This is a genomic window from Caulobacter sp. GW822-FHT01G02 (genome assembly GCF_058802865.1).
The window spans coordinates 346770-368265 of the sequence record NZ_JBXAON010000007.1; the positions used below are offsets into that span (position 1 = coordinate 346770).

Here is a 21496-nt window from a genome sequence, read left to right on the forward strand (position 1 = left end):
ATTGTGCGCGAGGCGCGGGCCTAACAGGCTCCGGACCTCGGTTCGAAAGTCGCTAGGCCCGCTATCCGCCCGCGTATCCGCTGGCCGGATGCGCGATCGTATGCCTCGATCTCTCGGACAATCCCTTGAACATCTCCAAACCGCAGCAAAGGACGCTGCACGCGCTGGCCCAGGGCGGCCGGATCGAACTCGAACGCGACGAGAAGGGTAAGATCATCTCGGCGCCTTGCATCACCCGCGACGGCTGGGCGCTGACCGACTGCACGGTCGGCGTCTTCCAGTCGCTGAAGCGCAAGCGGCTGATCGCCAGCCAGGACGGCGGGCCGTACCGGATCACCCGGCTGGGGCTGGGCCATCTGCGGGCGCAGCTCGACAACCGGGTGGGGGCGAAGGCGTGGTGAGCTAGACCCTCCTCAACTTGTCATCCCGGAAGCGCGTAGCGCTGTCCGGGATGACAAGATTTGGAGCGTTAGGGGTCTAAAGCAGCTTGTAAAACAGCACGCGCGCGGCGCCGTAGTCGCGCGCGTCGATCTGCTCGAAGCCTTCCAGAACCGGGTCGATCTCGCCCCGACCGCGCTCGAACATCAGGATCGCGCCGGGGGCCAGCCAGCCGTGGGCGCGAAGCTCCGCGACGGCCTTCTCGCCCAGGCCCTTGGCGTAGGGCGGGTCGAGGAAGGCGATGTCGAACGGCGCTCCGGCGCTGGCCGGGCGGGGTCCCAGGTCGGTCGCGTCGCGGCGGTGGACGCGGGTGACGCCAAACAGGTGCATGGCGTCGATGTTCTCGCGGATCGCGCCGCGCGCGGCGTCGTCCGTCTCGACGAACAGGCAGAAGCCGGCCCCGCGCGACAAAGCCTCCAGCCCCAGCGCGCCCGAGCCGGCGAACACGTCGATGACCCGCGCGCCGTTCAGCTCCGGCGCCCAGGCGGCGTGCTCCAGGATGTTGAACACCGCCTGGCGGGCGCGGTCGGAGGTCGGACGGGTGGCCTCGCCCGGCGGCGCGACGATGGCCTTGCCACGATACTGGCCCGAGACGATGCGCATCAGGCGGCCTTCGGCGCGGCGCCCAGCCGGCGGCCGATCCAGTTCAGGCCCAGCATCAGCCCGGCCAGCAGGGCCCAACCCCACGGCTTGACCAGGCTGAAGATCGTCAGCCCGCACATCAGGCCGGGCAGCAGCGTCACGCGCAACAGCACGAACAGGGCCTCGCCCACGGGCATCGGCTCGGTCAGCTTGCCGACGAAGGCCGCGTAGGCCCAGACCAGACCCATGGCCAGGCCGATCACCGCCACGTGGCCGACATAGACGAGCACGACCTGTCCGCCGCCCTCCCACAGCAGCTCCGTGCTCAGGGGCAGCAGGGCGATCAGGCCCAGCACCACGAAGTTGAACACATCCAGGCCGCCATCGGCCCGAACCAGGCGGGCGAACACCCGGCGATGGCTGAACCAGCAGACCCCCACCACCGCGAAGCTGACGGCGTAGGCGGTCAGCTTGTGGCCCATCTGATGGAACAGGTCCGCCACGCCGCGCCAGTGCTCGGGCGGATGGATCTCGATGGCCAGCAAGGTGATGGCGATCGCGAAGACGGCGTCCGAAAACAGCACCAGCCGATGCAGATGCCCCGCGCCCGTGTCGCCTTTGCCCGAAACGCCGTCACTCATGCCTGCCCCCTTACAACCCGTAACCCGATGTGTGCCGTCCCGCGCGCGCTGCGGCAAGCACCCGCTTTACAAGATCGCGCCCCTTCCCTCTTAGTCGGCCCGGAAGCCAGCAACGCGTGGCGAGAGGCGAGCGGACGATGCGCATGGGCGAGCTGATGGAGGCGGTGAAGCGTTCGCGCTTTCTGGCCGACCTGTCGCCCTATGACCGCGACCCGTGGCGGACGGTCTTCGCCGTGCCGGTCGGCATGCTGGCCGGCGCCGTGGCGGGCCTGCTGGGCGCGACCAGCGCCACCCTGATCAGCCTGCTGGTGGTCAGCGGCCTGGACGGCGCGCCGGCCGCCGGCGACCTGTTCAGCGTCTTTTCCGATCCGAACCTGACCGAGCCGACGGCGCGGCAGTCGTTGTTCTTCCTGGCCGTGCTGGCCGGCGTGAACCTGGGCGCGGCGGTCGGCTTCGTGTTCGCGGCCGGCGCCATCCACCACCGCCGCATCACCGACTACATCAATCGCGGCCAGCCCGTGCGCTGGCGCCTGCTGCTGGGCGGGCTCGTCCTGGTCGGGGGGGTGATGATCGCCGTCACCGGCGTCGCCGCCGCCCTGGGCGAGTCGCTGGATCCGCCGCTGTGGAAGGTCTCGCCGAACCTGGTGGGCCGCACGCTCTACGCGACTATAGCCATCGCCCTGCTGATCCTGGCCTCGGCCGCCGAGGAGCTGGTGTTCCGCGGCTGGCTGCTGAAGCAGAGCGCGGCCTATGTCCGCGACCCGATCGTGCTGATGGCGCTGAACGGCCTGCTGTTCGCGGCCATCCACTTCGACCCGAACATCGACGCCTTCCTGGTCCGCGCGGCCATGGGCGCGGGCCTGACCTGGATGGCGTTGCGCCTGGGCGGCATCGAGCTGGGCATCGGAGCCCACGCGGCCAACAACGCCGTGATCCTGCTGCTGATCCGGCCGATGACCACCCGTCCGGACTCGCCGCACGAGTTCAAGGCCGGCCTGATCGCCAGCGCCCTGGTGGTGCTGGCCGGCTTCATCGGCGTGGCCGAGCTGTCGGTGCGCTGGCCGGCCCTGCGCCGCTGGACCGGCGGCTCGAGCCCGGCGGCGGCTTAGCGTCGAACCGCGTCCCCGCCCTTCGACAAGCTCAGGGTGAGGACGAATGCCGACGTCGGTCTAGAGACCCTCATCCTGAGCTTGTCGAAGGACGAGGGTCTCGGCTCCTCAGCGCTTAGGCGGACCACCGCGCGGGGCGGGACCGCGCGAGGGCTTGGCCGCTCCCGGACGCGGCGCCGCCCTGCCTGGCTTCTCCGACACACGACGCGCCGCGCCGTCCACCGGCTTGCCCGGCGACTTGGCCGCCGGCTTGCCGCGCGCGGCGGGTTTGCCGATGTCGATGAACTTGCTCTCCATCGACTTGGGCGCGCGCTTGGCCTTGGGCGCGGCGATGCCCTTGCTGGCCCCCTTGGCCGGGGCGTGGGGCGAGACCTTCTTCTTCGGCTTGGCCCAGCCGGCTTTGTAAACCGGCTTCTCGGACTTTTGCGGCGCGTCGAGAACCACCGCCCGGTCGGCGCGCGGAACGCCCCGGCGCTGCAGGTCGCCGCCGCCCGGCGTGCCGGGAGCCTTCACGGCGCTGGCGATACCGTTGAACTTCGGACGATCGCCCGTCGGCATGTTCTCTTCGGAGACAATGCCTTCCATCAGCTCGCGGATCACCCGAGGGCCGACCTCCTCGATCTGGCCGGCCTCCAGCGGACCCAGGGCGAACGGGCCGTAGGACATGCGGATCAGGCGGTTGACCTTCAGGCCCAGGGCTTCCAGCACCTTGCGGACCTCGCGGTTCTTGCCTTCCGACAGGCTGACCGTGATCCAGATGTTCTTGCCGCCGCCGGCCTTGTCGTGGGCCTTGTCGATCTTGGCCTCGATCGAGCCGTACTTGACGCCCTCGACGGTAATGCCGTCCTTCAGCGTGTCCAGCTTGGCCTGGGTCGTGTCGCCGAAGGCCCGGGCGCGATAGCGGCGGACCCAGGCGTTGCTGGGCGTCTCCAGGGCGCGCGACAGCTCGCCGTCATTGGTCAGCAGCAGCAGGCCTTCGGAGTTCAGGTCCAGGCGGCCGACCGAGATCAGGCGCGGCAGTTCCTTGGGCAGCGACTGGAACACCGTCGGCCGGCCCTTGGGGTCGTTGTGGGTGGTCATCAGCCCGGTGGGCTTGTGGTAGCGGAAGATCCGCGTCGGCTCGCGCTCGGCCACCAGCTGGCCGTCGACGGTCAGGAAGTCGCCGGGCTGGACCTTGACCGCGGGCGTGGTCAGCACCTTGCCGTTGATCGCCACGCGCCCCGCCTCGATCAGCCGCTCGACCTCGCGCCGCGAGGCCACGCCGGCCCGCGCCAGGGCCTTGGCGACGCGTTCGCCAGGACCGCCGTCGAGCTCACCGTCTTGACCGTCGAGTTCAGGCTCGTACAGGGGATCGTGTGGCTTGGTCATTTTCGGCGTCCTTCTCGGGCTGGGCGCATCTCTCGATGGGCTGTTTCAGGTTCAGGTAATGCACACCGATCTCCCCGACGATCAAGACTTGGAGCAAGACCGCCGCATGATGCGCCTGGCCCTCGACGCCGCCCGCGCGGCGGCCGAGGCCGGCGAGACGCCGGTCGGCGCGGTGATCCTGGATCCGAGGACCGGCGAGGTCATCGCCACGGCCGGCAATGGCCCGATCGCCGCCCACGACCCCACGGCCCACGCCGAGATCGCGGCGATGCGGGCCGCCGCCGCCAGGCTGGAGAACTACCGCCTGACCGACCTGACCCTGGTCGTCACCCTGGAGCCCTGCGCCATGTGCGCCGGCGCGATCAGCCACGCGCGGATCGGCCGGGTGGTGTTCGGAGCCGAGGATCCCAAGGGCGGCGCCGTGGTCCATGGCCCGAAGTTCTTCGCTCAACCCACCTGCCACTGGCGGCCGGAGGTGACGGGCGGTGTTTTGGCCGAAGAGAGCGCCGAGTTGCTGCGGGGGTTCTTCCGCGCCCGCAGAAAAACCAAAGGCTAGCTGAGCAGGGTCGAGCCCAGCAGGACCTTGGCGCCGGGCTTGCCAACCACCTGGTCGCAGGCCTTCTGCAGCTCGCGCGCCACATAGTCGAGGTCCGGCGGGACGCCGCCGCGCAGGCCGGCGGCATAGACCATCAGCACCTGGGCGAAGGCCGCCCGCAGGCGCGGCGTCGAGGCCTGGGCGCGCTCCATCAGCTTGGGATCCTTGGCCTCGATGCCGGCCTCGACGGTCATCACGCCCCGGCGGCCGTCACGGCGCAGGACCACCGCGTTGATCGGATCCAGGGCGAAGTAGGTCGGCGGCGCCTTCTTCTCTTCCTTGCCATGAGCGCTGGCGAAGGCGACCGTCGGCGCGGCCAGGGAGCCGCCGGCGAGGGCGGCGATCAGGGCGATCGGAAGGAGGCGGTTTCGGCGCATGTCGCCTTGCTACCGCACCGGGGTTGACGTCCTCTTTACGCCTGCGAGCGCACACAGGGGCGTTAACCACGATTCGTCGCCACGCCCGCTCTGGGCGCCTCTAGGGCGGACGAACGTCGCAGGAGGCAGTCCTTGGGCCGTTTTTCCCCCAAATCCCTCGATCTGGACGGCAAGGTGATCCTGGTCACCGGCGGCACCGGCTCGTTCGGCCGGCGCTTCATCGAGACCGTCCTGCGTCGCTACGCGCCGCGAAAGGTGATCATCTATTCCCGCGACGAATTGAAGCAGAGCGACATGCAGCTCGAAATGCGCGAGCAGTTCGACGAGGCCACCTACGGCAAGCTGCGCTTCTTCCTCGGCGACGTGCGTGACCGCGAGCGCCTGACCCTGGCCCTGCGCGGCGTCGACATCGTCATCCACGCCGCGGCCCTGAAGCAGGTGCCGGCGGCCGAATACAATCCGTCCGAGTGCATCCACACCAACATCATGGGCGCCGAGAACGTGGTCTGGGCCAGCCTGAACAACGCCGTCAAACAGGTCGTAGCCCTGTCGACCGACAAGGCCTGCAACCCGACCAACCTCTATGGCGCGACCAAGCTAGCCTCGGACAAGACCTTCGTGGCCGCCAACAACCTGTCGGGCGATATCGGCACCCGCTTCGCGGTTGTTCGCTATGGAAACGTGGTGGGGTCGCGCGGCAGCGTCGTGCCGCTGTATCGCCGCCTGCTGAGCCAAGGCGCGACCGAACTGCCGGTCACCGACCCGCGCATGACCCGCTTCTGGATCACCCTGAACGAGGGCGTCGACTTCGTGCTGTCGTCCCTGACCATGATGCGCGGCGGCGAGATCTTCGTGCCGAAGATCCCGTCCATGGCCATGCCCGACCTGGTCAAGGCCATGTCGCCGGACGCCGGCATGAAGGTGGTCGGCATCCGTCCCGGCGAAAAGCTGCACGAGATCATGATCAGCGCCGACGACGCCCGCGCCACCGTCGAGTTCGAGGATCGCTACGCCATCGAGCCCAACTTCGCCGAGTTCGGCCGCACGCCCTATTCGGAAGCCGACGGCGCCCGGCGCGTGGCCGAGGAGTTCTCATACAGCAGCGACAACAACCAGGACTGGCTGACGCCCCAGGGCCTGCTGGCCATGCTGGAGGAGAAGGCCGCGCGATGAGCGGCTTCCTCCCCTACGGCCGGCAGACGATCGAAGACGACGACGTCGCGGCCGTCGCGCAGGCCCTCCGCGGCGACTTCCTGACCACCGGCCCGACGGTCGAGGCCTTCGAGACCGCCTTCGCGAAAAAGGTCGGGGCCGAGCACGCCATCGCCGTCTCCAACGGCACGGCCACCCTGCATCTGGCGATGATGGCCCTGGGCGTCGGCGAGGGCGATGTCTGCGTGGCGCCGTCGATCACCTTTCTCGCCACCGCCAACTGCGCCCGCTACGTCGGAGCCGAGGTGGTGTTCGCCGATGTCGATCCCGACAGCGGCCTGATGACCCCGGACACCCTGGCCAAAGCCCTGAGTGGGGGGGCCCTGAACGGCGCGCCTGGCAAGCGGGTCAAGGCGGTGCTGCCCGTCCATCTGCGCGGCGACGTCTGCGATCTGCCGGCCCTGAAGGCCATGGCCAGCGCCTCCGGCGCGGTGCTGGTCGAGGACGCGCCCCACGCCCTGGGTTCGGTCGGAACCTTCGGCGGAACCGCCCACCCGGTCGGCGACTGCGCCTTTTCCAGCTTCGCCAGCTTCTCGTTCCATCCGGTCAAGACGCTCGCCACCGGCGAGGGCGGCATGCTGACCACCAACGACGCGGCCCTGGCGGCCAAGGTCCGGCTGCTGCGCTCGCACGGCATGGTCCGCGAGCCCGGCGGCGATCCCTGGTGGTACGAAATGCCGGAGCTGGGCTTCAACTACCGCATCCCGGACGTGCTGTGCGCGCTTGGCCTGTCGCAGCTGAACAAGCTGGACCGCTTCGTGGCCCGGCGGCGCGAACTGACCGCGCTCTACGCCAAGCGGCTGGCCGAACGCGTCCCGCGCGTGCGTCTGGCCGCGAGCCCAGCCCATTCGAACCCGGCCCTTCACCTGCTGACCGTGCTGATCGACTTCGAGGCCGAGGGCCTGTCGCGCCGCACGGTCGTCGACAGCCTGAAGGCCGGCGGCATCGGCACGCAGGTCCACTACATCCCGGTGCACCGTCAGCCCTATTACGTGAACCGCCAGGGCCTGGCCGACCTGCCCGGGGCCGACGCCTGGTACGCGCGCTGCCTGACCCTGCCGCTCTATCCGACCATGACCGACGGCGATGTCGAGCGGGTCGTGGACGCGCTGGCGGGGATCCTGGGGTAACCCTCGCTTGTCATCCCGGAAGCGCCTTAGGCGCTGTCCGGGACCTACGGAGTGCGTGGCCTCAGCGCCGGCCGCCCCTGGGTCCCGGCTCTACGCTTCGCTTCGGCCGGAATGACAAGATTTAGGTGTCCCCGCTCACCTGGGTGACCGGAGAGGCGATCATTAAATAAAAGACAGGCGCCTCCGTTCGCCCTCCTCCGGGCCCCTAAGCTTGAGTAGCTATCCGAGGGGCCTCCATGTTTCGCACCGTTCGTGTTCTCGTCGCCGGCGTTGGGGCGTTGGCGGTCATCGCCGGCGCCGCCCAGGCGCAGGACTATAAGCCCACCTTCCATCCCGAAACGCTGAAGGGCCCGCCCGCCGGCAAGGCCAACGAGGTGCTGGTGCTGGGCACGGCGCACCTGTCGGGCCTGCCCAAGACCTTCGACATGGCGCTGCTGGCGCCGCTGGTGGACCGCCTGACGGCCTGGAAGCCCACCGGCATCGCCACCGAGGACCTGTCGGGCCTGCAGTGCGACGCCCTGCGCCGCTACCCAGCCCGCTACGCCGAGACGGTGAAGAGCTATTGCTACGATCCGACCAAGGCGGGCCAGGCCGTCGGCCTCGACGCGCCCGCCGCCAACGCCGAGGCCGAGCGCCTGCTGGCCGCCTGGCCGGCTCAGCCCACCGCCGCTCAGCGCCGACATCTGGCGGCGGTGTTCATGGCGGCGGGCGAACGCAACTCGGCCCTGGTGCAGTGGCTGCGGTTGCCGGAGGCCGAGCGCCGGGCCGGCGACGGCCTGAACGACGAGTTGGCCGCCTATCTGGAGTCCTTCAAGGTCCGCCGCAACGAGTCCACCCTGATCGCCGCGGTGGTGGCCGCGCGCCTGGGCCATGAGCGCGTGTGGAGCGTCGACGACCACTCGGCCGACACGCCCGACAGTCCCGACCCGGCCGAATCCAAGGCCTTCGAGACCGCGATCCGGGCGGCCTGGGACAACCCTGTCAGCCACGCCCGCCGGGCCGAAAGCCAGCGCCTGGAGGCCGACCTCGACAAGCCGGACGGCGTGCTGAACCTCTACCGGGCCTACAACAGCGCCAACGCCCAGCTGATGGCCTTCAGGGGCGACTTCGGCGCGGCGTTCGTCGAACCCTCGCCCCAGGGCTTCGGCCGGCGGTATCTCGGCTACTGGGAGACCCGCAACCTGCGCATGGTCGGCAACATCCGCGACGTACTGGGCCAGCACCCGGGCATGCGGATGCTCGCCATCGTCGGCGCGTCGCACAAGGGTTACTACGAGGCCTATCTGAACCAGATGCACGACGTCCGGCTGGTCAGCGCGGACGCGGTGCTACGGTGAGGCGGCTAGCTCCGGTGGCAAGCGCCCCCTAAGCCGCCTGCCCCAGCAGGGTCTTCAGCAGATCCATGGTCTGCGGCGAGCCCTGGAGCTGTTCGCGCGAGGTCGGATCGCGGGCCAGTTTCAGAGCCTCGACCCGGGCCTTGTCGGCGACCGGGCCGGTGGGACCGGCCTCGCCGAGAGCCAGCTTGGCCAGCAGCTGCAGACGGTGCGGCAGCGGCGCGGGGGCGCGGACCAGCATGGTCAGCAGGCGCGAGTCGGCCTCGATCAGCGCGCCGATCTCGCCCAGCTTGACGCACAGCGGCTCGAAGTCCTCGCGCACCAGGCCCGAGCGGACCAGCTGGCGCTGGAGGCCGGCCAGGTTGCCGAGCTTGGCGACCGGCGAGTCCGGCCCCGCGCGCAGTTCCTTCTCGAAGCGCATGGCGCTGATATTGGCGTTCAGCCAGCGGGCGGCGTTGCGCTTATTGACCGCGCCCATGACGTTCTCGGCCAGGCGGATCAGCATCTTGATCTCTTCATAGGCCGAGCGGTCGCGACCCAGCAGCGCCTCGATGAAGTCGCCGTTCAGCAGGGTCTTGGAGCGGGTCGTGAAGGCGTTCTGGATGTCCTCGGCCTGGAGGATACGGCCAGCGGCGGCCGTCAGGCTCATGGCCAGGGCGCGCAGATATTCGATCTCGGCCTCGGCGTCCGTGGGCTTGAGGCGGCGAACGCCGTTCAGCTCGGTCAGAACGCGTTCGGCGATGGCCTTGCGCACCGAGGGGAAGTTGTCGCCGGCCAGCCATTCGCCCAGGCGCCGGGCCGTGCCCGACAGCTCGGGCATGCAGCCGCGGACGCTGGCTTCGATCTTGATCAGGGCCTCGACGGCGACGCCGCCGGTCAGCCGGGTCATGGCCGCCAGGGTGACGCCCAGATCCTCGTTGGTGGTGTCCAGCAGGTCGGCCATGCCGGCGCGCGAGCCGATGATCTCGGCCAGCGGCTGCTCGATGGCCTGCAGGGCCGCGAAGCGGGCGCGCGGCTCCTCCGGGGCGGCGTCGGCCAGGTCCAGCAGACGGGCGATCTTGGCCGACCAACTGACGGCCGGGGCGATCGAGGCGGCGACGCCGGCCCCCAGCAGGAAGGCGCGGTCCGGGTCGGCGACCAGGCGCTCGGCGGCCCTGGCGAAGCCTTCCTTGTCGAGGTCCGGCAGGGCCCCCTTCTTGAAGGCCTTCATCAGGTTGGCGACGGTGCGCTCGACCAGGCCCTGGAAGTGGCGGATGACCTCGTGCACGGACTGGCCGCGCGCCTCGGCTTCCGGAATGGCGATCTTCTGCAGCGCGTGCTGCAGGTCGGTGCCGGACGCCTCGAGCTTCTCGACGAGATCGGGTCGGTGCAGCAGTTCGAACGGCGTGGCCTTGTGCCGGGCCAGCCAGCCTTCCAGCAGGCGGCCGATGCGGTCGCGGGCGTGGGCGGTGTAGAGGTCGGCCGGCTGCACGCAGAGGGGGTCGCGGTCCTCGACCTCCTTCTTGGGCTTGCCGCCGTCGACCAGCCCCTTGGTGAAGATGGCGATCGACTTGTATTCGCCGGTGGCCTCGTCGAGCGTTTCCTTGCTGACGCGCACGGCGACGGCGCGGTTCTGGACCAGCACGTCCTCGGCGACCTGCAGCGCGTGCGCACGGTTCTCCGAGGCGATCTCCAGCGTCCACTGGGCCCCGACTTTCCGCCGGACAAACAACTCGTAATGGACTTGGCTCATGCCCGCCCCGCTTCAGGAGGCCTCACCATGGGCTTTCAGACCTTAAGGTGAGGTTGAGGGAACCCGCGCCCGCCGGCCGCCAGCGCCGCAATCGCGCCTTTCTGGAGCCGCAAAGGCCAGGAAGAAGCAGGGAAAGCTTTACCGCGCCACGCGTTGAAGCCAGGACGTTCGACCGATAGGATCGGCCGACGCAAGATAAGGCTAAGGACAAGAACGACCAGATGGCCGCCATTACGCTCATTGACGACGACGAGAACATCGTCGCCTCGGTCTCGCTGGCCCTGGAAAGCCACGGTCACGCGGTGAAGGCCTATTACGACGGAGCCTCGGGTCTCGAGGCCGTCGAGGCCAGCCCGCCCGATCTTGTCATTCTCGACGTCAAGATGCCGCGCATGGACGGCATGGAGGTGCTGCGGCGCCTGCGCCAGACGTCCGAGATCCCGGTGATCATGCTGACCTCGAAGGATGACGAGATCGACGAGATCCTCGGCTTCAACCTCGGCGCCGACGACTACATGCACAAGCCGTTCAGCCAGCGCCTGCTGCTGGAGCGGGTCAAGGCCGTGCTGCGCCGCGCGCGTCCGGACGACGAGGACCTGGCGCCGATGGCCGGCTCGGCCGCCGCGGCGGCGGGCTCCAAGGTCATGAAGCGCGGCAAGCTGACCCTCGACCCGGCCCGCCACGACAGCCTGTGGGACGGACGGCCGGTGCGCCTGACCGTCACCGAGTTCCTGCTGCTGCAGGCCCTGGCCCAGCGCCCGGGCTTCGTGAAGAGCCGCGACAACCTGATGGACGCCGCCTACGACGATCAGGTCTATGTCGACGACCGCACGATCGACAGCCACATCAAGCGCATGCGCAAGAAGTTCCGTCAGGTCGATCCCGAGTTCGACTCCATCGAGACCCTGTACGGCGTTGGCTACCGTTACCGCGAGTCCTGAGGCCGAGAGCCTCGAGGCCCCCAAGGCCAGGCGACGCTTCGTCTGGCCGCGCGGGTCCAGGCTCGGCCGGCTGATCATCGTCCTGAACGTGCTGGCCCTGGCGATCGTGGTCGTCGGGGCCCTGGTGCTGAACGAACTGCGCAGCGGCCTGATCGCCGCCCGCATCGACAGCCTGACCACCCAGGGCGAGCTGATCGCCAACGTCATCGACCAGACCGCCACGGTCGGCGAACCCGAGCCGGCGCTCGACCCCTATGTCGCCAGCCAGCTGCTGCAGGTGCTGTTCATCCCGCGCAACCAGCGGGCCCGGCTGTTCGACGCCCACGGCAAGACGCTGGCCGACTCGTTCGTGGTCGCCGACCGCGTCGACTGGAAGGTGCTGCCGCCCGCTCGCAAGCCGGGCGACAAGGACGCGCCGCCGCACCTGACCCCCGCCGCCCAGGCCCGCGCGGAGAAGGCCCGCAAGGCGCTGGCCAACGAGATCACCCAGGCCATGAAGGGCCGGCCGGTGGCCGGAACCCGCGTGGCCGAGGACGGCGAGCGGGTGGTGTCGGTGTCGATCCCGATCCAGCATGTCCGCGCCGTGCTGGGGGTCCTGACCCTGGAGGCCGGCGACGTCGACGAGATCATCTCGGCCGAGCGCAAGGCCCTGCTGCCGTTCATCATCGTGGCCATGGTCGCGATCGTGATGTCCAGCGTGATGCTGCACCGCCTGATCGCCGTGCCGGTGCTGCGCCTGGCCCGGGCCGCCGACCATGTGCGCCTGCAAGGCGCGCGCGCCATCTCCCTGCCCGACCTGTCCGAGCGCCGCGACGAGCTGGGCGACCTGTCGCGCTCGCTGGAGGACATGACCCACTCGCTGTCCGAGCGTATGGACGCCATCGAGCGCTTCGCCGCCGACGTGGCCCACGAGATCAAGAACCCCCTGACCTCGATCCGCTCGGCCATCGAGACCCTGGACCTGGTCACCGACCCCGCCGCCCGGGCCCGGCTGCTGGCCATCCTGCAGAATGACGTCAACCGCCTGGACCGCCTGGTCACGGACATCTCCAACGCCTCGCGCCTGGACGCGGAGCTGTCGCGCGAGCATCCCAAGGCGATCGACCTGTCCAAGCTGCTGGCCGAGGTCGCCAGCCTGTACGAGACCCAGCTGCGCGCCGGCCCGGCGCCGGGCAGCGTGCGGGTGCGGTTCGAGGCCGACCTCTCCCGCCCGATCCTGGTGCTGGCCCGCGAGACGCCGATCGGCCAGGTGTTCCGCAACCTGATCGACAACGCCCGCTCGTTCAGCCCGGACGACGGCGAGGTGCGGATCTCCCTGATCCGGCCGCGCGGCAAGTCGACCGTGGCCGTGATCGTCGACGACGACGGCCCCGGCATGCCGCCCGACAATCTGGAGACCATCTTCGAGCGCTTCTACACCTCGCGCCCCAAGGGCCGGGCGTTCGGCGGCAATTCGGGCCTGGGCCTGTCGATCGCCCGTCAGATCGTCGAGGCGCACGGCGGCCAGATCCACGCCGAGAACCGCAAGGACGAAGCCGGGGCCGTGATCGGCGCCCGCTTCGTGGTCGAGCTGCCGGAAGTCCGGGAGTGATTCGGCCGGAGACCCAGCCAGGCGCGCCGTCCGAGATCCGTCACGCCGGCCTGATCGCCCGGCGCCAGGGCGGCCTGTGGCGGGGCGCCCTGATCGAGGGCCCGTCGGGCGCCGGCAAGAGCGACCTGGCCTTGCGCGCCCTCGACGCCGGCTTCCGGCTGGTCGCCGACGACCGGGTCGTGGTCTTCACCGCCGACGGGCGCCTGTACGGCAAGGCGCCGGAAACCCTGGCGGGCCTGATCGAGGTGCGGGGCCTGGGCGTGTTCGACGCCGGCGCCCTGCCCTTCTGCGAAGTGGCGCTGGTCATCCGCTGCGTCGCCGACCCCGCCGCCGTCGAGCGCCTGCCCGATCCGCGCGCCGAGACGATCATGGGCGTTTCCGTTCCCGTTTTCGACCTGTGGCCGCGAGAACCCGCCGCCCCGGCGAAAATAAGACGCATGATGCAGTCTCTTGGAGTCGCCTCCTAACGAGCGTATCAAGGCCGCCCGCGCGACGCTCTCCCGGTCGCCACGGGAATGGGGATCCCTGTTGAGATACAAGGCATGATCGGGCTCGTGATCGTGACGCACGGGCGTCTGGCGGAAGAGTTCATCTCCGCCATGGAGCATGTGGTCGGGCCGCAGGCCGCCGTGAAGGCGATCTGCATCGGCCCCGAAGACGACATGGAACGCCGCCGTTCCGACATTCTGAAGGCCTGCGCCGAGGTCGACACCGACGGCGACGGCGTCATCCTGCTGACCGACATGTTCGGCGGCACGCCCAGCAACCTGGCCATCTCGGTCATGGAGCAGACCAAGGCCGAGGTCATCGCCGGCCTGAACCTGCCCATGCTGATCAAGCTGGCCAGCGTGCGCCAGCGCGAGACCCTGCAAGCCTGCGTCGCCCACGCCCAAGAGGCTGGACGCAAGTACATCTCCGTGGCCTCCTACGTGCTCGCGGGGGAAAAGTAGGGAATGACGTCAAGAACGGTCGAGATCGTCAATGAGCGCGGCCTGCACGCCCGCGCCTCGGCCAAGTTCGTGAAGATGGCGTCCGGCTTCGACGCCGAGGTGACCGTCAGCCGCGACGGCGCGTCCGTCGACGCCCGGTCCATCATGGGCCTGATGATGCTGGCCGCCGGCATCGGCTCGACCATCGACATCAGCGCGGAAGGCCCCGAGGCCGGGCCGGCGGTGGAAGCGTTGTGCGAACTGGTGGCGAACCGGTTCGACGAGGAGCGGTAGGGGCGCGGGGCCTGCCGTGAGGCGGGCGTTCGGGATGACCGCTAAGGGTGGAGGCTGTGTAAAAACGTCGGAGCGGCATTTCTCAGTAGAAAATATTCTGCTGTTTAGCCCAAACGGGTTGAGCCTTTCGAGATCGGATGGAAACTCATCCATAGGCGAAAGAAAATGCCCGCAAAATTTTCAGCGCGGGTGTTTTCACAAAGCCTCGGTGGAAAGCCGCCGCCGGCGTGGCGGCCTAGCTCGGAAACACTCGATCGCGCGTAGGCCGCCAGCGCAAGCGACTTAACCGCAAGAGATCAACCCCGCATTTGCAAAAGCGCACAACCTATGGTGATTTTCAGGCGGGGCACTTCCGCCCGTTGAGGAGACTACGTATGAAGCGCTTCGTTCGAGCCTCGCTGATAGTCGCTCTGGCCATTTCCTCTATCCCCGCGGTTTCGACCGCGCTTCCCCGTTTTTACCGGGAGACGATCTACTATGAGTATCTATATGAGGCGTCACCGGAGCATTCTCCCTCGACTGGGGAGCGAGTAGAAGTGGGATGGGATCGCTACTATTGCGACGGGACTGTGAGGTCGTTCGGACAGCGGTCCGGCTATTCCGAGGACTCTGTGTTCGGCACTTGCGACTGAATTCGTCCGCCGGGCCCGTCGTCAGAGACGGCGGGCCTAAACTGTAATCGGGCGGGCGAGGCTGATGAACTGCAGCCCTAAACCGCGATGAGTCGCGGGCGGCCATTCGCGGGCACTAACTGCGGCTCGGGGCTTCCCGTCCCGAAGCGGACCACTATGGCGTCAGCTAAGGGTCGATTGTGTTGAAAAGTCGATCCCACGATTTCACAGGCTCATTTTCAGCACGAATAATGCCGGTCGATCCAGTTTTCTGAACGGTTCAATCTGCGGCGTGAGCGTTCACGCACAGATACGCCTCGTCCGCTAAGCCCGGCGGACTTTTTCAACACAATCGGTCGAAAGCCGACCTTGGTCGGGGCGATCCTTAGATCTCTTGGAGGCTGCAGCGTGCAGGGCTGATCAGGTCAGTCAAGGCTCGCCTCCGGCGACCGCGCGCGGCGACGCGGAGCGTCGGCCTTGAGTGACCTGGACAGCCCTGCGATCGTCTCGCCGTGAGATGTAGGGGGGGCGCTCTTCCGGGGCGGAAGGGCTTTCTCACCGATCCTAAAAACATCCACCGTCATTCCCGCCCTTGTGGCGGGAACCCCTGGTTCAGCTGACACGTGAGACGCCTTGGCGGGCTGGCCCGCCACACCGCCGCCCTTGCAGCGGACAGAGGGGTTCCCGCCACAAGGGCGGGAATGACGGTTGTTTGTGGGGATTGAGGGGCCTCTATCCTCGGCGTTCGCGGCGCCGAACCCCACGAAATCAATCGCTTGTCGTTTTTACGCGCCCCTGAATGATCCGCGTTGAATCCGCCGCGATACTCAATGCGTCCCCGTCGCGGGGGAGGGCGTTTGGATCCGGCCCAAGACGGCGGCGGGGATAGGTTGAGCGGGGCCGCTGGCGGTTCCCGGCGGAGCCATCACGCCACGTCGCTTACTCTTTAGGAGCGCACGCGGGTGATGGGATCGTCCGGGATCAAAACCATCAGCGGAGCGACAGGGCGGTGATCGTACAAGCCGCCTATCGTGGATCGTCGGGGTCGAGACGGATGTAGCCGATCGACTTGGTCCGCGCCCGTCCGGGGGCTAGTGGGGTCCCGAGCTGAAAGACGCTCACGCCCCCCATCCTCACGGGCAAGAACAGCCTGGCGGAGCGGTCAAGCGAGCCGAAACACAACAAATCTCACGGTCTCCGGGTTCGCCCGGCCGCTCCGTCGCCTCCCCACATGCCTTCAGCGGCTCGGCCGCGTGAAGCCGCCAAGCCGCGCCGGCTCAGCACAGGCCCCCACCTGACCTGCTCACGCAGGTCTGTCCGCCCCCAAGCGGGGCGGAGAGGGAACCACGTCCCCTTCTCTCCTCCCCCTGTTGGGGGAGGGGGACCGGCGAAGCCGGTGGAGGGGGTCGGCTCCGCGCCGTCAAACAGGAGAGACCCGATGACCCAATCCCTGATCCGCGCCCGTCACGAGCGCATGTTCGGCAAGGGCCGCCACCGCAAGCGTCGCCTGGTGAAGGGCGACGAGCGATTGCTGGCCTTTTTCGACAGATGCTGACGATCATGGACGAGGCCGAGCGCGACCTGCGCGCGATGATGCAAGACTATCCGCCCCACATTCTGGCTCAGTACCTGGCCGACGCGGCCGAGGTTCGGCGTGAGATCGAGGCCCAGCGCCGCGATATCCTGCTGAACCCTATGCCCTAGCGTGCCGGCGCGCCCTACTCCGCCGCGACGATCTCGTGATCGTGGTGATGCGCCTCGACCCGCACCGCGCCGCCCATCGGCCGCAGGTCCAGGTCCTGGAACAGCTGGCTGTCCTCGTCCTGGCCCGGCAGCGGCGTGGTCAGCAGCTTGCCGCCGACGAAGATCGAGTTGGCGCCGGCCAGGAAGCACAGAGCCTGCAGTTCGCGGCTCATGCCCTCGCGACCGGCCGACAGGCGGACCATGGATTTCGGGCAGACGATGCGGGCGACGGCGATGGTGCGGACGAACTCGATGGCGTCGATGGTCTTGCCCTCAGCCAGCACCTTGTCGCCGAGCGGCGTGCCGCTGACCGGCACCAGGCCGTTGATCGGCAGGCTGTCGGGATGAGCCGGCAGGGTGGCCAGCTGGTGCAGCAGGCCGGCGCGGTCGCGGCGCTGCTCGCCCATGCCGACGATGCCGCCGCAGCAGGTGCTCATGCCGGCGTCGCGGACATGGGCCAGGGTGTCGAGGCGCTCCTGATAGGTGCGCGTGGTGACGACGTCCTTGTAGTAGTCCGGACCGGTGTCGAGGTTATGGTTGTAGTAGTCGAGGCCCGCGTCCTTCAGGGCCTTGGCCTGGTCGGCGGTCAGCATGCCCAGGGTGGCGCAGGTCTCCAGGCCCAGCGCCTTCACCTCGCCGATCATTTCGGTCAGCTTGGGCAGATCCCGATCCTTCAGCTCGCGCCAGGCCGCGCCCATGCAGAAGCGCTGGGCGCCGCCGTCGCGGGCGGCGCGAGCCTTGGCCACCACGTCGTCGGCGGCCATCAGCTTCTCGGCCTTGAGCCCGGTCTTGAAGTGGGCCGACTGGCTGCAATAGCCGCAGTTCTCGGCGCAGCCGCCGGTCTTGACCGACAGCAGCTGCGACAGCTGCATCTCGGAGGGATCGAAATGCGCGCGGTGCACGCTCGCGGCGTCGAACACCAGCTCCATGAAGGGCCGTTCGAACAGCGCCTCCACCTCGGCGAGGGTCCAGTCGTGGCGAGCCACAGGTGAGACGGGCGAAGCGTTGATCTTACTCATGGCGCGCAGGTTTGAACCGCTCCATGACGCTTGGCAAGACGTCGGCGAGGCGGCATAGCGCTAGGGGAGCCGAAGGGCCGCGCGGGAGTTGGTCAGGTCATGGATCGCGAGATCGAACTGAAATTCCTGATCCCACCCGAGGCGGCGCTGGAGGCCCTGGCCCAGTTGAAGGGCGAGAGCGAGGTGCGCCAGCTGGACGCCACCTATTTCGACACCCCCGGCCATGCGCTGCGCAAGGCGGGCTTCGGCCTGCGGGTGCGCGATGGCGACGGCGGCCGCAAGCAGACCCTGAAATCGGCCTCGGCCGGCGGCGTGTTCTCGCGCGGCGAATGGGAAGAGAGGATCGCCGGCCCCGATCCCGACCCCGACGCCCTGTCCCGCACCCCGGCCGCGGCCATGCTGGTCGGCCAGACCCTGGCGCCGGTGTTCACCACCCGCGTCCAGCGCACCGTACGGCTGGTCGAGGTGGGCGGCGCGGTGATCGAGGCGGCCCTCGACCAGGGCGAGCTCCTCGCCGGCGGTCGTCAGGCCCCGGTCTGCGAGCTGGAATTGGAATTGAAGAGCGGCCCGGCCAGCGCCTTGTTCGACCTGGCGCGCGAGGTCGCCCGCCACGCGCCCTTGCGGCTGTCGTTGGTCAGCAAGGCCGAGCGCGGCTACGGCCTGGCCGCCGGCGACGAGGGCGGTTTGCCTCGTCGGCAGGCCGCGGCGCTGGACCACCACGCCACCGTCGGCGAGACGCTGCAGGCCTTGGGCCACGCGGATCTGGCCCATCTCTGTTCGGCGCTGGAATCGCTGCGCGAGCGGCCGGAGCCGGAGGGCGTGCACCAAGCCCGCGTCGCCACCCGGCGGCTGCGGGCGCTGCTGAAGATCTTCAAGCCGCTGGCCCAGGACGCCGCCGCCCAGAGGCTCGACGAAGGCCTGCACTGGCTGGCGGCCGAGTTCGACACGGCGCGCGACCTCGACGTCTTCATCGGCGACGTCTGGGACGAAGGCGGCCGCCGCGCCAGCTTCGCCGGTCGCGACGACTTCGAACGCGCGCTGAACGCCGCCCGCGCCAGCGCCTATCTGCGCATGGAGGCGGCGGTGGCCAGCGCCCGGGCGCGCGAGGTGCTGCTGGAGGCCGCGGCCTGGCTCGAGACCGGCGCCTGGACGCGCGATCCGGACCTGGCTGAGGTGCGCGACGGCCGCGCCGACGCCTTCGCCGCGCGGGTGCTGGATCATCGCTTCAAGCAGGTCAGAACCCGCGCCAAGCATTTCGACGACCTCGACGCTAAGGCGCGGCATCGCCTGCGGTTGAAGGGCAAGACCCTGCGCTACGCGGCCGAGGATCTCGCTCCGCTGTTCCCGCACCATCCCCATCGGGTCGAGCGGTTCCTGGAGGCCGCGCGGGCGGTGCAGGACACCTTGGGCGCGCTCAACGATCGCAACGTCCGCAAGACCCTGGTCGAGACGGCCACTCAGGGCGACGCCGACCAGGCCCGCGCCGTCGCGCGCGTTGCCCTCGCCGACGACGAGGACGACCTCGTGGACGCGGCCCGCGAGGCGCTGAAGACGCTTCGGGAGGCCAAGCGGTTCTGGTGAGGCGAAATCGGCGGAAATCTTGCTCCCCGTCTCACGCGGCTGTCATCGACGCGCGGTATGCGGACGAAACGGGGGTCGGGGGGACAGGCCGCCGAGCACGAGGGGCCCGAGCCATGAACCGTCTGAGACTCGCCGCCAGCCTGCTGGCCCTGATGACCGCGGCGCCGGCCCTGGCTCAGACCTCTCCTGGCGTCGGCGTCATCGGCGCCACGGTTCCAACCGCCCAGGGCGGCGCCAACGCCGTGGCGCTGCTGCGCGACCCGAAGGATCCGACGCGCAGCGTGATCGCCGCCTCGGCCAAGCTGGGCGGGCTCGAGTTCTACGGCCTGGACGGCCAGCGCATCGCGGCCATCCCGGGCGGCGAGGTCTATGCGGTCGACACCCGCGACGATGGCGCGCGCGCTCTGCTGGCCGTGCTGGACCGTCAGGCCGGCCGCTTGCGGCTGTTCGGCCGCGATCACGCCAGCGGCGAGACCACGGCGATCGACGCCCGCCCGCTGCTGCTGGGCTACTCGGGCGAAGGCCTCTGTCTGCATCGCAGCGTCCGCGACGGCGCGCTCTACGCATTCACCATGGGTCGCGAAGGGCAGCTTGATCAGTGGCTGCTCTACCCTACCGCCGACGGCAGGGTCGACGGTCGCGTCGTCCGCACCCTGCGCCTGTCGTCGGAAGCCAAGTACTGTGTCGCTGATGACGCCAGCGGCGCGCTCTATGTCGCCCAGAAGGCCGTCGGCGTCTGGCGCTACGAGGCCGATCCCGAGGCCGAGCCGGTTCCGGTCATCGTCGACATCAATCGCCTGGGCCATATCGCCGGCGAGGTCGGCGGCCTGGCGGTGATCAACGGCGGCAAGGGCGCTGACTATCTGGTCGCCGCCAATGCCGACGCCGGCGATTACAATGTCTATGACCGGAGCGCGGGCGACCGCTTCCTCGGAGCCTTCAAGGTCCAGGCGAACGGGACGGCGGCGATCGAGGGGCCTTCGGGCCTGTTCGGCGTTCGCGCGCCCGTCGGCGCCGGCCTGCCGGCCGGCGCCCTGCTGATCGCCGACGACCGCAACGCCGGCGCCAACAGCAAGATCCTGTCGTGGCGGGACATCGCCTCGGCGCTGAACCTGTCGCTCGGCCAGGATGCGCCGACGGTCGAACCCAGCAAGACCGTGCTCGTCCAGGCGACCATGGAGACCGAGCCGGTCGGCCACGACGGCGACGCCGCCGACGATCCGGCCATCTGGGTCCACCCGACCGATCCGTCCCGAAGCGCCATCATCGCCACCGACAAGAAGGGCGGCCTGCTGGTCTACGACCTGTCGGGCAAGCGGCTGCAATATCTGGCCGACGGCAAGATGAACAATGTCGACCTGCGCGGCGGCTTCAAGTTGGGCGGCAAGACCGTGACCCTGGTCGCGGCCAGCGACCGGACCCACAAGGCCATCGCGCTCTACACGATCGATCCCGAGACCCGACTGCTGACCAGCGTCGCCGACGGCGTCCAGGCCACCGGTCTCTCGGATCCCTATGGCCTGTGCATGTATCGCGACCGCAGAGGCGGGACCTTCGTCTTCATCAGCGATCCCGACGGCCTGGTGCGCCAGTGGAAGCTGACCGCCACCCCAGCCGGCAAGGTCGCCGCACAGGCCGTGCGCGACCTCAGGTTCGCCACCCAGACCGAAGGCTGCGTCACCGACGACGAGACCGGGGCGCTCTACGTCGCCGAGGAAGACGTCGCCCTCTGGAAGCTGGGCGCCGACGCCAAGGCCGGCCAGACCCGGAAAGCCGTCATCAGGGTGGCCGACAACCCGGCCTTGAAGGACGACCTCGAAGGCGTCGGCCTCTACGCCCAGGCCGGCGGCAAAGGTTATCTGGTCGTCTCCAGCCAGGGCAATAACAGCTACGCCGTATTCCGCCGCGAGGGCGACAACGCCTATGTCGGCAGCTTCGCGGTGACCGCCAATGGCGACAACGGCGTCGACGGCATCTCGGAGACCGACGGCCTGGATGTGACCAGCGCCTCGCTCGGCGCGGGCCTGGAGACCGGCGCCTTCGTCGCCCAGGACGGCCGCAACATCTCGCCCCCCGAGCACCAGAACTTCAAGCTCACGCCATGGTCGGCGATCGCGGCGAAGCTGAAACTTGAGTGAGACGGCGCCCAGAAACGAAAAAAGCCGCCCGAAGGCGGCTGTTTCACGAAAGACCCTTGGGTGCGGGGACAGGATTTGAACCTGTGACCTTCAGGTTATGAGCCTGACGAGCTACCGGGCTGCTCCACCCC

Annotated in this window: 20 protein-coding genes and 1 pseudogene; 14 read left to right on the forward strand and 7 right to left on the reverse strand. The window is 69.0% G+C overall.

Features of this window, described 5'->3' with window-relative positions; translation table 11 throughout:
* Positions 1-125: 125 nt before the first annotated feature.
* A complete protein-coding gene (locus AC1RNC_RS21315) occupies positions 126-401 on the forward strand; it encodes a YjhX family toxin (RefSeq protein ID WP_492888245.1) in 276 nt (91 codons plus the stop codon).
* Positions 402-477: 76 nt separating this feature from the next.
* Here the strand turns inward: AC1RNC_RS21315 and rsmD are convergent, their stop codons facing one another.
* Together rsmD and AC1RNC_RS21325 are read right to left on the reverse strand one after the other, a co-directional pair.
* Positions 478-1041 (reverse strand): 16S rRNA (guanine(966)-N(2))-methyltransferase RsmD, encoded by a 564-nt coding sequence (gene rsmD / locus AC1RNC_RS21320; RefSeq protein WP_492888246.1) that lies wholly within the window; start codon positions 1039-1041, stop codon positions 478-480.
* Positions 1041-1661, reverse strand: a complete 621-nt coding sequence (locus tag AC1RNC_RS21325) for a TMEM175 family protein (RefSeq protein ID WP_492888247.1) — start codon at positions 1659-1661, stop codon at positions 1041-1043. Before AC1RNC_RS21325 ends, rsmD begins: the two co-directional genes overlap by 1 nt.
* 143 nt (positions 1662-1804) lie before the next feature.
* On the opposite strand from AC1RNC_RS21325, the gene AC1RNC_RS21330 reads away from it, so the two are divergent.
* Positions 1805-2770, forward strand: a complete 966-nt coding sequence (locus tag AC1RNC_RS21330; RefSeq protein ID WP_492888248.1) for a CPBP family intramembrane glutamic endopeptidase — start codon at positions 1805-1807, stop codon at positions 2768-2770.
* Positions 2771-2779: 9 nt separating this feature from the next.
* Here the strand turns inward: AC1RNC_RS21330 and AC1RNC_RS21335 are convergent.
* Both AC1RNC_RS21335 and AC1RNC_RS21340 read right to left on the reverse strand, forming a co-directional pair.
* A pseudogene (locus AC1RNC_RS21335) lies at positions 2780-2872 on the reverse strand (hypothetical protein); the annotation flags it as partial.
* Between the two features lie 6 nt (positions 2873-2878).
* Complete coding sequence (locus AC1RNC_RS21340) at positions 2879-4138, reverse strand: pseudouridine synthase (RefSeq protein WP_492888249.1); 1260 nt, start codon at positions 4136-4138, stop codon at positions 2879-2881.
* A gap of 58 nt (positions 4139-4196) precedes the next feature.
* Between AC1RNC_RS21340 and tadA the strand changes: the two genes are divergently transcribed.
* Positions 4197-4694, forward strand: coding sequence for a tRNA adenosine(34) deaminase TadA (gene tadA / locus AC1RNC_RS21345; RefSeq protein ID WP_492888250.1), 498 nt, complete (start codon positions 4197-4199; stop codon positions 4692-4694).
* Here tadA and AC1RNC_RS21350 read toward each other — a convergent pair.
* On the reverse strand, positions 4691-5110 hold the full coding sequence (locus AC1RNC_RS21350) for a hypothetical protein (RefSeq protein ID WP_492888251.1): 420 nt from the start codon (positions 5108-5110) through the stop codon (positions 4691-4693). The two genes, tadA and AC1RNC_RS21350, sit on opposite strands and share 4 nt — an antisense overlap.
* Before the next feature lie 132 nt (positions 5111-5242).
* Between AC1RNC_RS21350 and pseB the strand changes: the two genes are divergently transcribed.
* From pseB to AC1RNC_RS21365, 3 genes are all read left to right on the forward strand, one after another.
* Positions 5243-6283, forward strand: coding sequence for a UDP-N-acetylglucosamine 4,6-dehydratase (inverting) (gene pseB / locus AC1RNC_RS21355; RefSeq protein ID WP_492888252.1), 1041 nt, complete (start codon positions 5243-5245; stop codon positions 6281-6283).
* Positions 6280-7452, forward strand: a complete 1173-nt coding sequence (pseC, locus tag AC1RNC_RS21360; RefSeq protein WP_492888253.1) for a UDP-4-amino-4,6-dideoxy-N-acetyl-beta-L-altrosamine transaminase — start codon at positions 6280-6282, stop codon at positions 7450-7452. The genes pseB and pseC overlap by 4 nt, the downstream gene beginning before the upstream one ends.
* A gap of 236 nt (positions 7453-7688) precedes the next feature.
* On the forward strand, positions 7689-8789 hold the full coding sequence (locus tag AC1RNC_RS21365) for a DUF5694 domain-containing protein (RefSeq protein ID WP_492888254.1): 1101 nt from the start codon (positions 7689-7691) through the stop codon (positions 8787-8789).
* 28 nt (positions 8790-8817) lie between these two features.
* Here the strand turns inward: AC1RNC_RS21365 and AC1RNC_RS21370 are convergent, their stop codons facing one another.
* Positions 8818-10518 (reverse strand): hypothetical protein, encoded by a 1701-nt coding sequence (locus AC1RNC_RS21370; RefSeq protein WP_492888255.1) that lies wholly within the window; start codon positions 10516-10518, stop codon positions 8818-8820.
* 221 nt (positions 10519-10739) lie between these two features.
* Between AC1RNC_RS21370 and chvI the strand changes: the two genes are divergently transcribed.
* The 6 genes from chvI (at position 10740) to AC1RNC_RS21400 (ending at position 16588) form a co-directional block, all read left to right on the forward strand.
* A complete protein-coding gene (gene chvI, locus AC1RNC_RS21375) occupies positions 10740-11459 on the forward strand; it encodes a two-component response regulator ChvI (protein WP_047412158.1) in 720 nt (239 codons plus the stop codon).
* Entirely contained in the window at positions 11434-13050 is a 1617-nt protein-coding gene (chvG, locus tag AC1RNC_RS21380; RefSeq protein WP_492888256.1) for a two-component sensor histidine kinase ChvG, read from the forward strand. The genes chvI and chvG overlap by 26 nt, the downstream gene beginning before the upstream one ends.
* 35 nt (positions 13051-13085) lie before the next feature.
* Positions 13086-13517, forward strand: coding sequence for an HPr kinase/phosphorylase (locus AC1RNC_RS21385; RefSeq protein ID WP_492888271.1), 432 nt, complete (start codon positions 13086-13088; stop codon positions 13515-13517).
* A gap of 75 nt (positions 13518-13592) precedes the next feature.
* Positions 13593-14000 carry a PTS sugar transporter subunit IIA gene (locus AC1RNC_RS21390; RefSeq protein WP_125154933.1) on the forward strand — a complete coding sequence of 136 codons (408 nt, stop codon included), beginning with the start codon at positions 13593-13595 and terminating at the stop codon, positions 13998-14000.
* 3 nt (positions 14001-14003) lie between these two features.
* The gene (locus AC1RNC_RS21395) at positions 14004-14273 is read left to right on the forward strand and encodes an HPr family phosphocarrier protein (RefSeq protein ID WP_492888257.1); all 270 of its coding nucleotides are present in this window, start codon (positions 14004-14006) and stop codon (positions 14271-14273) included.
* 2159 nt (positions 14274-16432) lie between these two features.
* Positions 16433-16588, forward strand: a complete 156-nt coding sequence (locus AC1RNC_RS21400; RefSeq protein ID WP_492888258.1) for a hypothetical protein — start codon at positions 16433-16435, stop codon at positions 16586-16588.
* 14 nt (positions 16589-16602) lie between these two features.
* Here AC1RNC_RS21400 and bioB read toward each other — a convergent pair whose 3' ends face one another.
* The gene (bioB, locus tag AC1RNC_RS21405) at positions 16603-17646 is read right to left on the reverse strand and encodes a biotin synthase BioB (RefSeq protein WP_492888259.1); all 1044 of its coding nucleotides are present in this window, start codon (positions 17644-17646) and stop codon (positions 16603-16605) included.
* Between the two features lie 99 nt (positions 17647-17745).
* On the opposite strand from bioB, the gene AC1RNC_RS21410 reads away from it, so the two are divergent.
* Both AC1RNC_RS21410 and AC1RNC_RS21415 read left to right on the forward strand, forming a co-directional pair.
* Positions 17746-19227: a CYTH and CHAD domain-containing protein gene (locus AC1RNC_RS21410; RefSeq protein WP_492888260.1), complete on the forward strand. Its 1482-nt coding sequence runs from the start codon at positions 17746-17748 to the stop codon at positions 19225-19227.
* A gap of 113 nt (positions 19228-19340) precedes the next feature.
* Positions 19341-21365: a phytase gene (locus AC1RNC_RS21415; protein WP_492888261.1), complete on the forward strand. Its 2025-nt coding sequence runs from the start codon at positions 19341-19343 to the stop codon at positions 21363-21365.
* Positions 21366-21496: the final 131 nt, after the last annotated feature.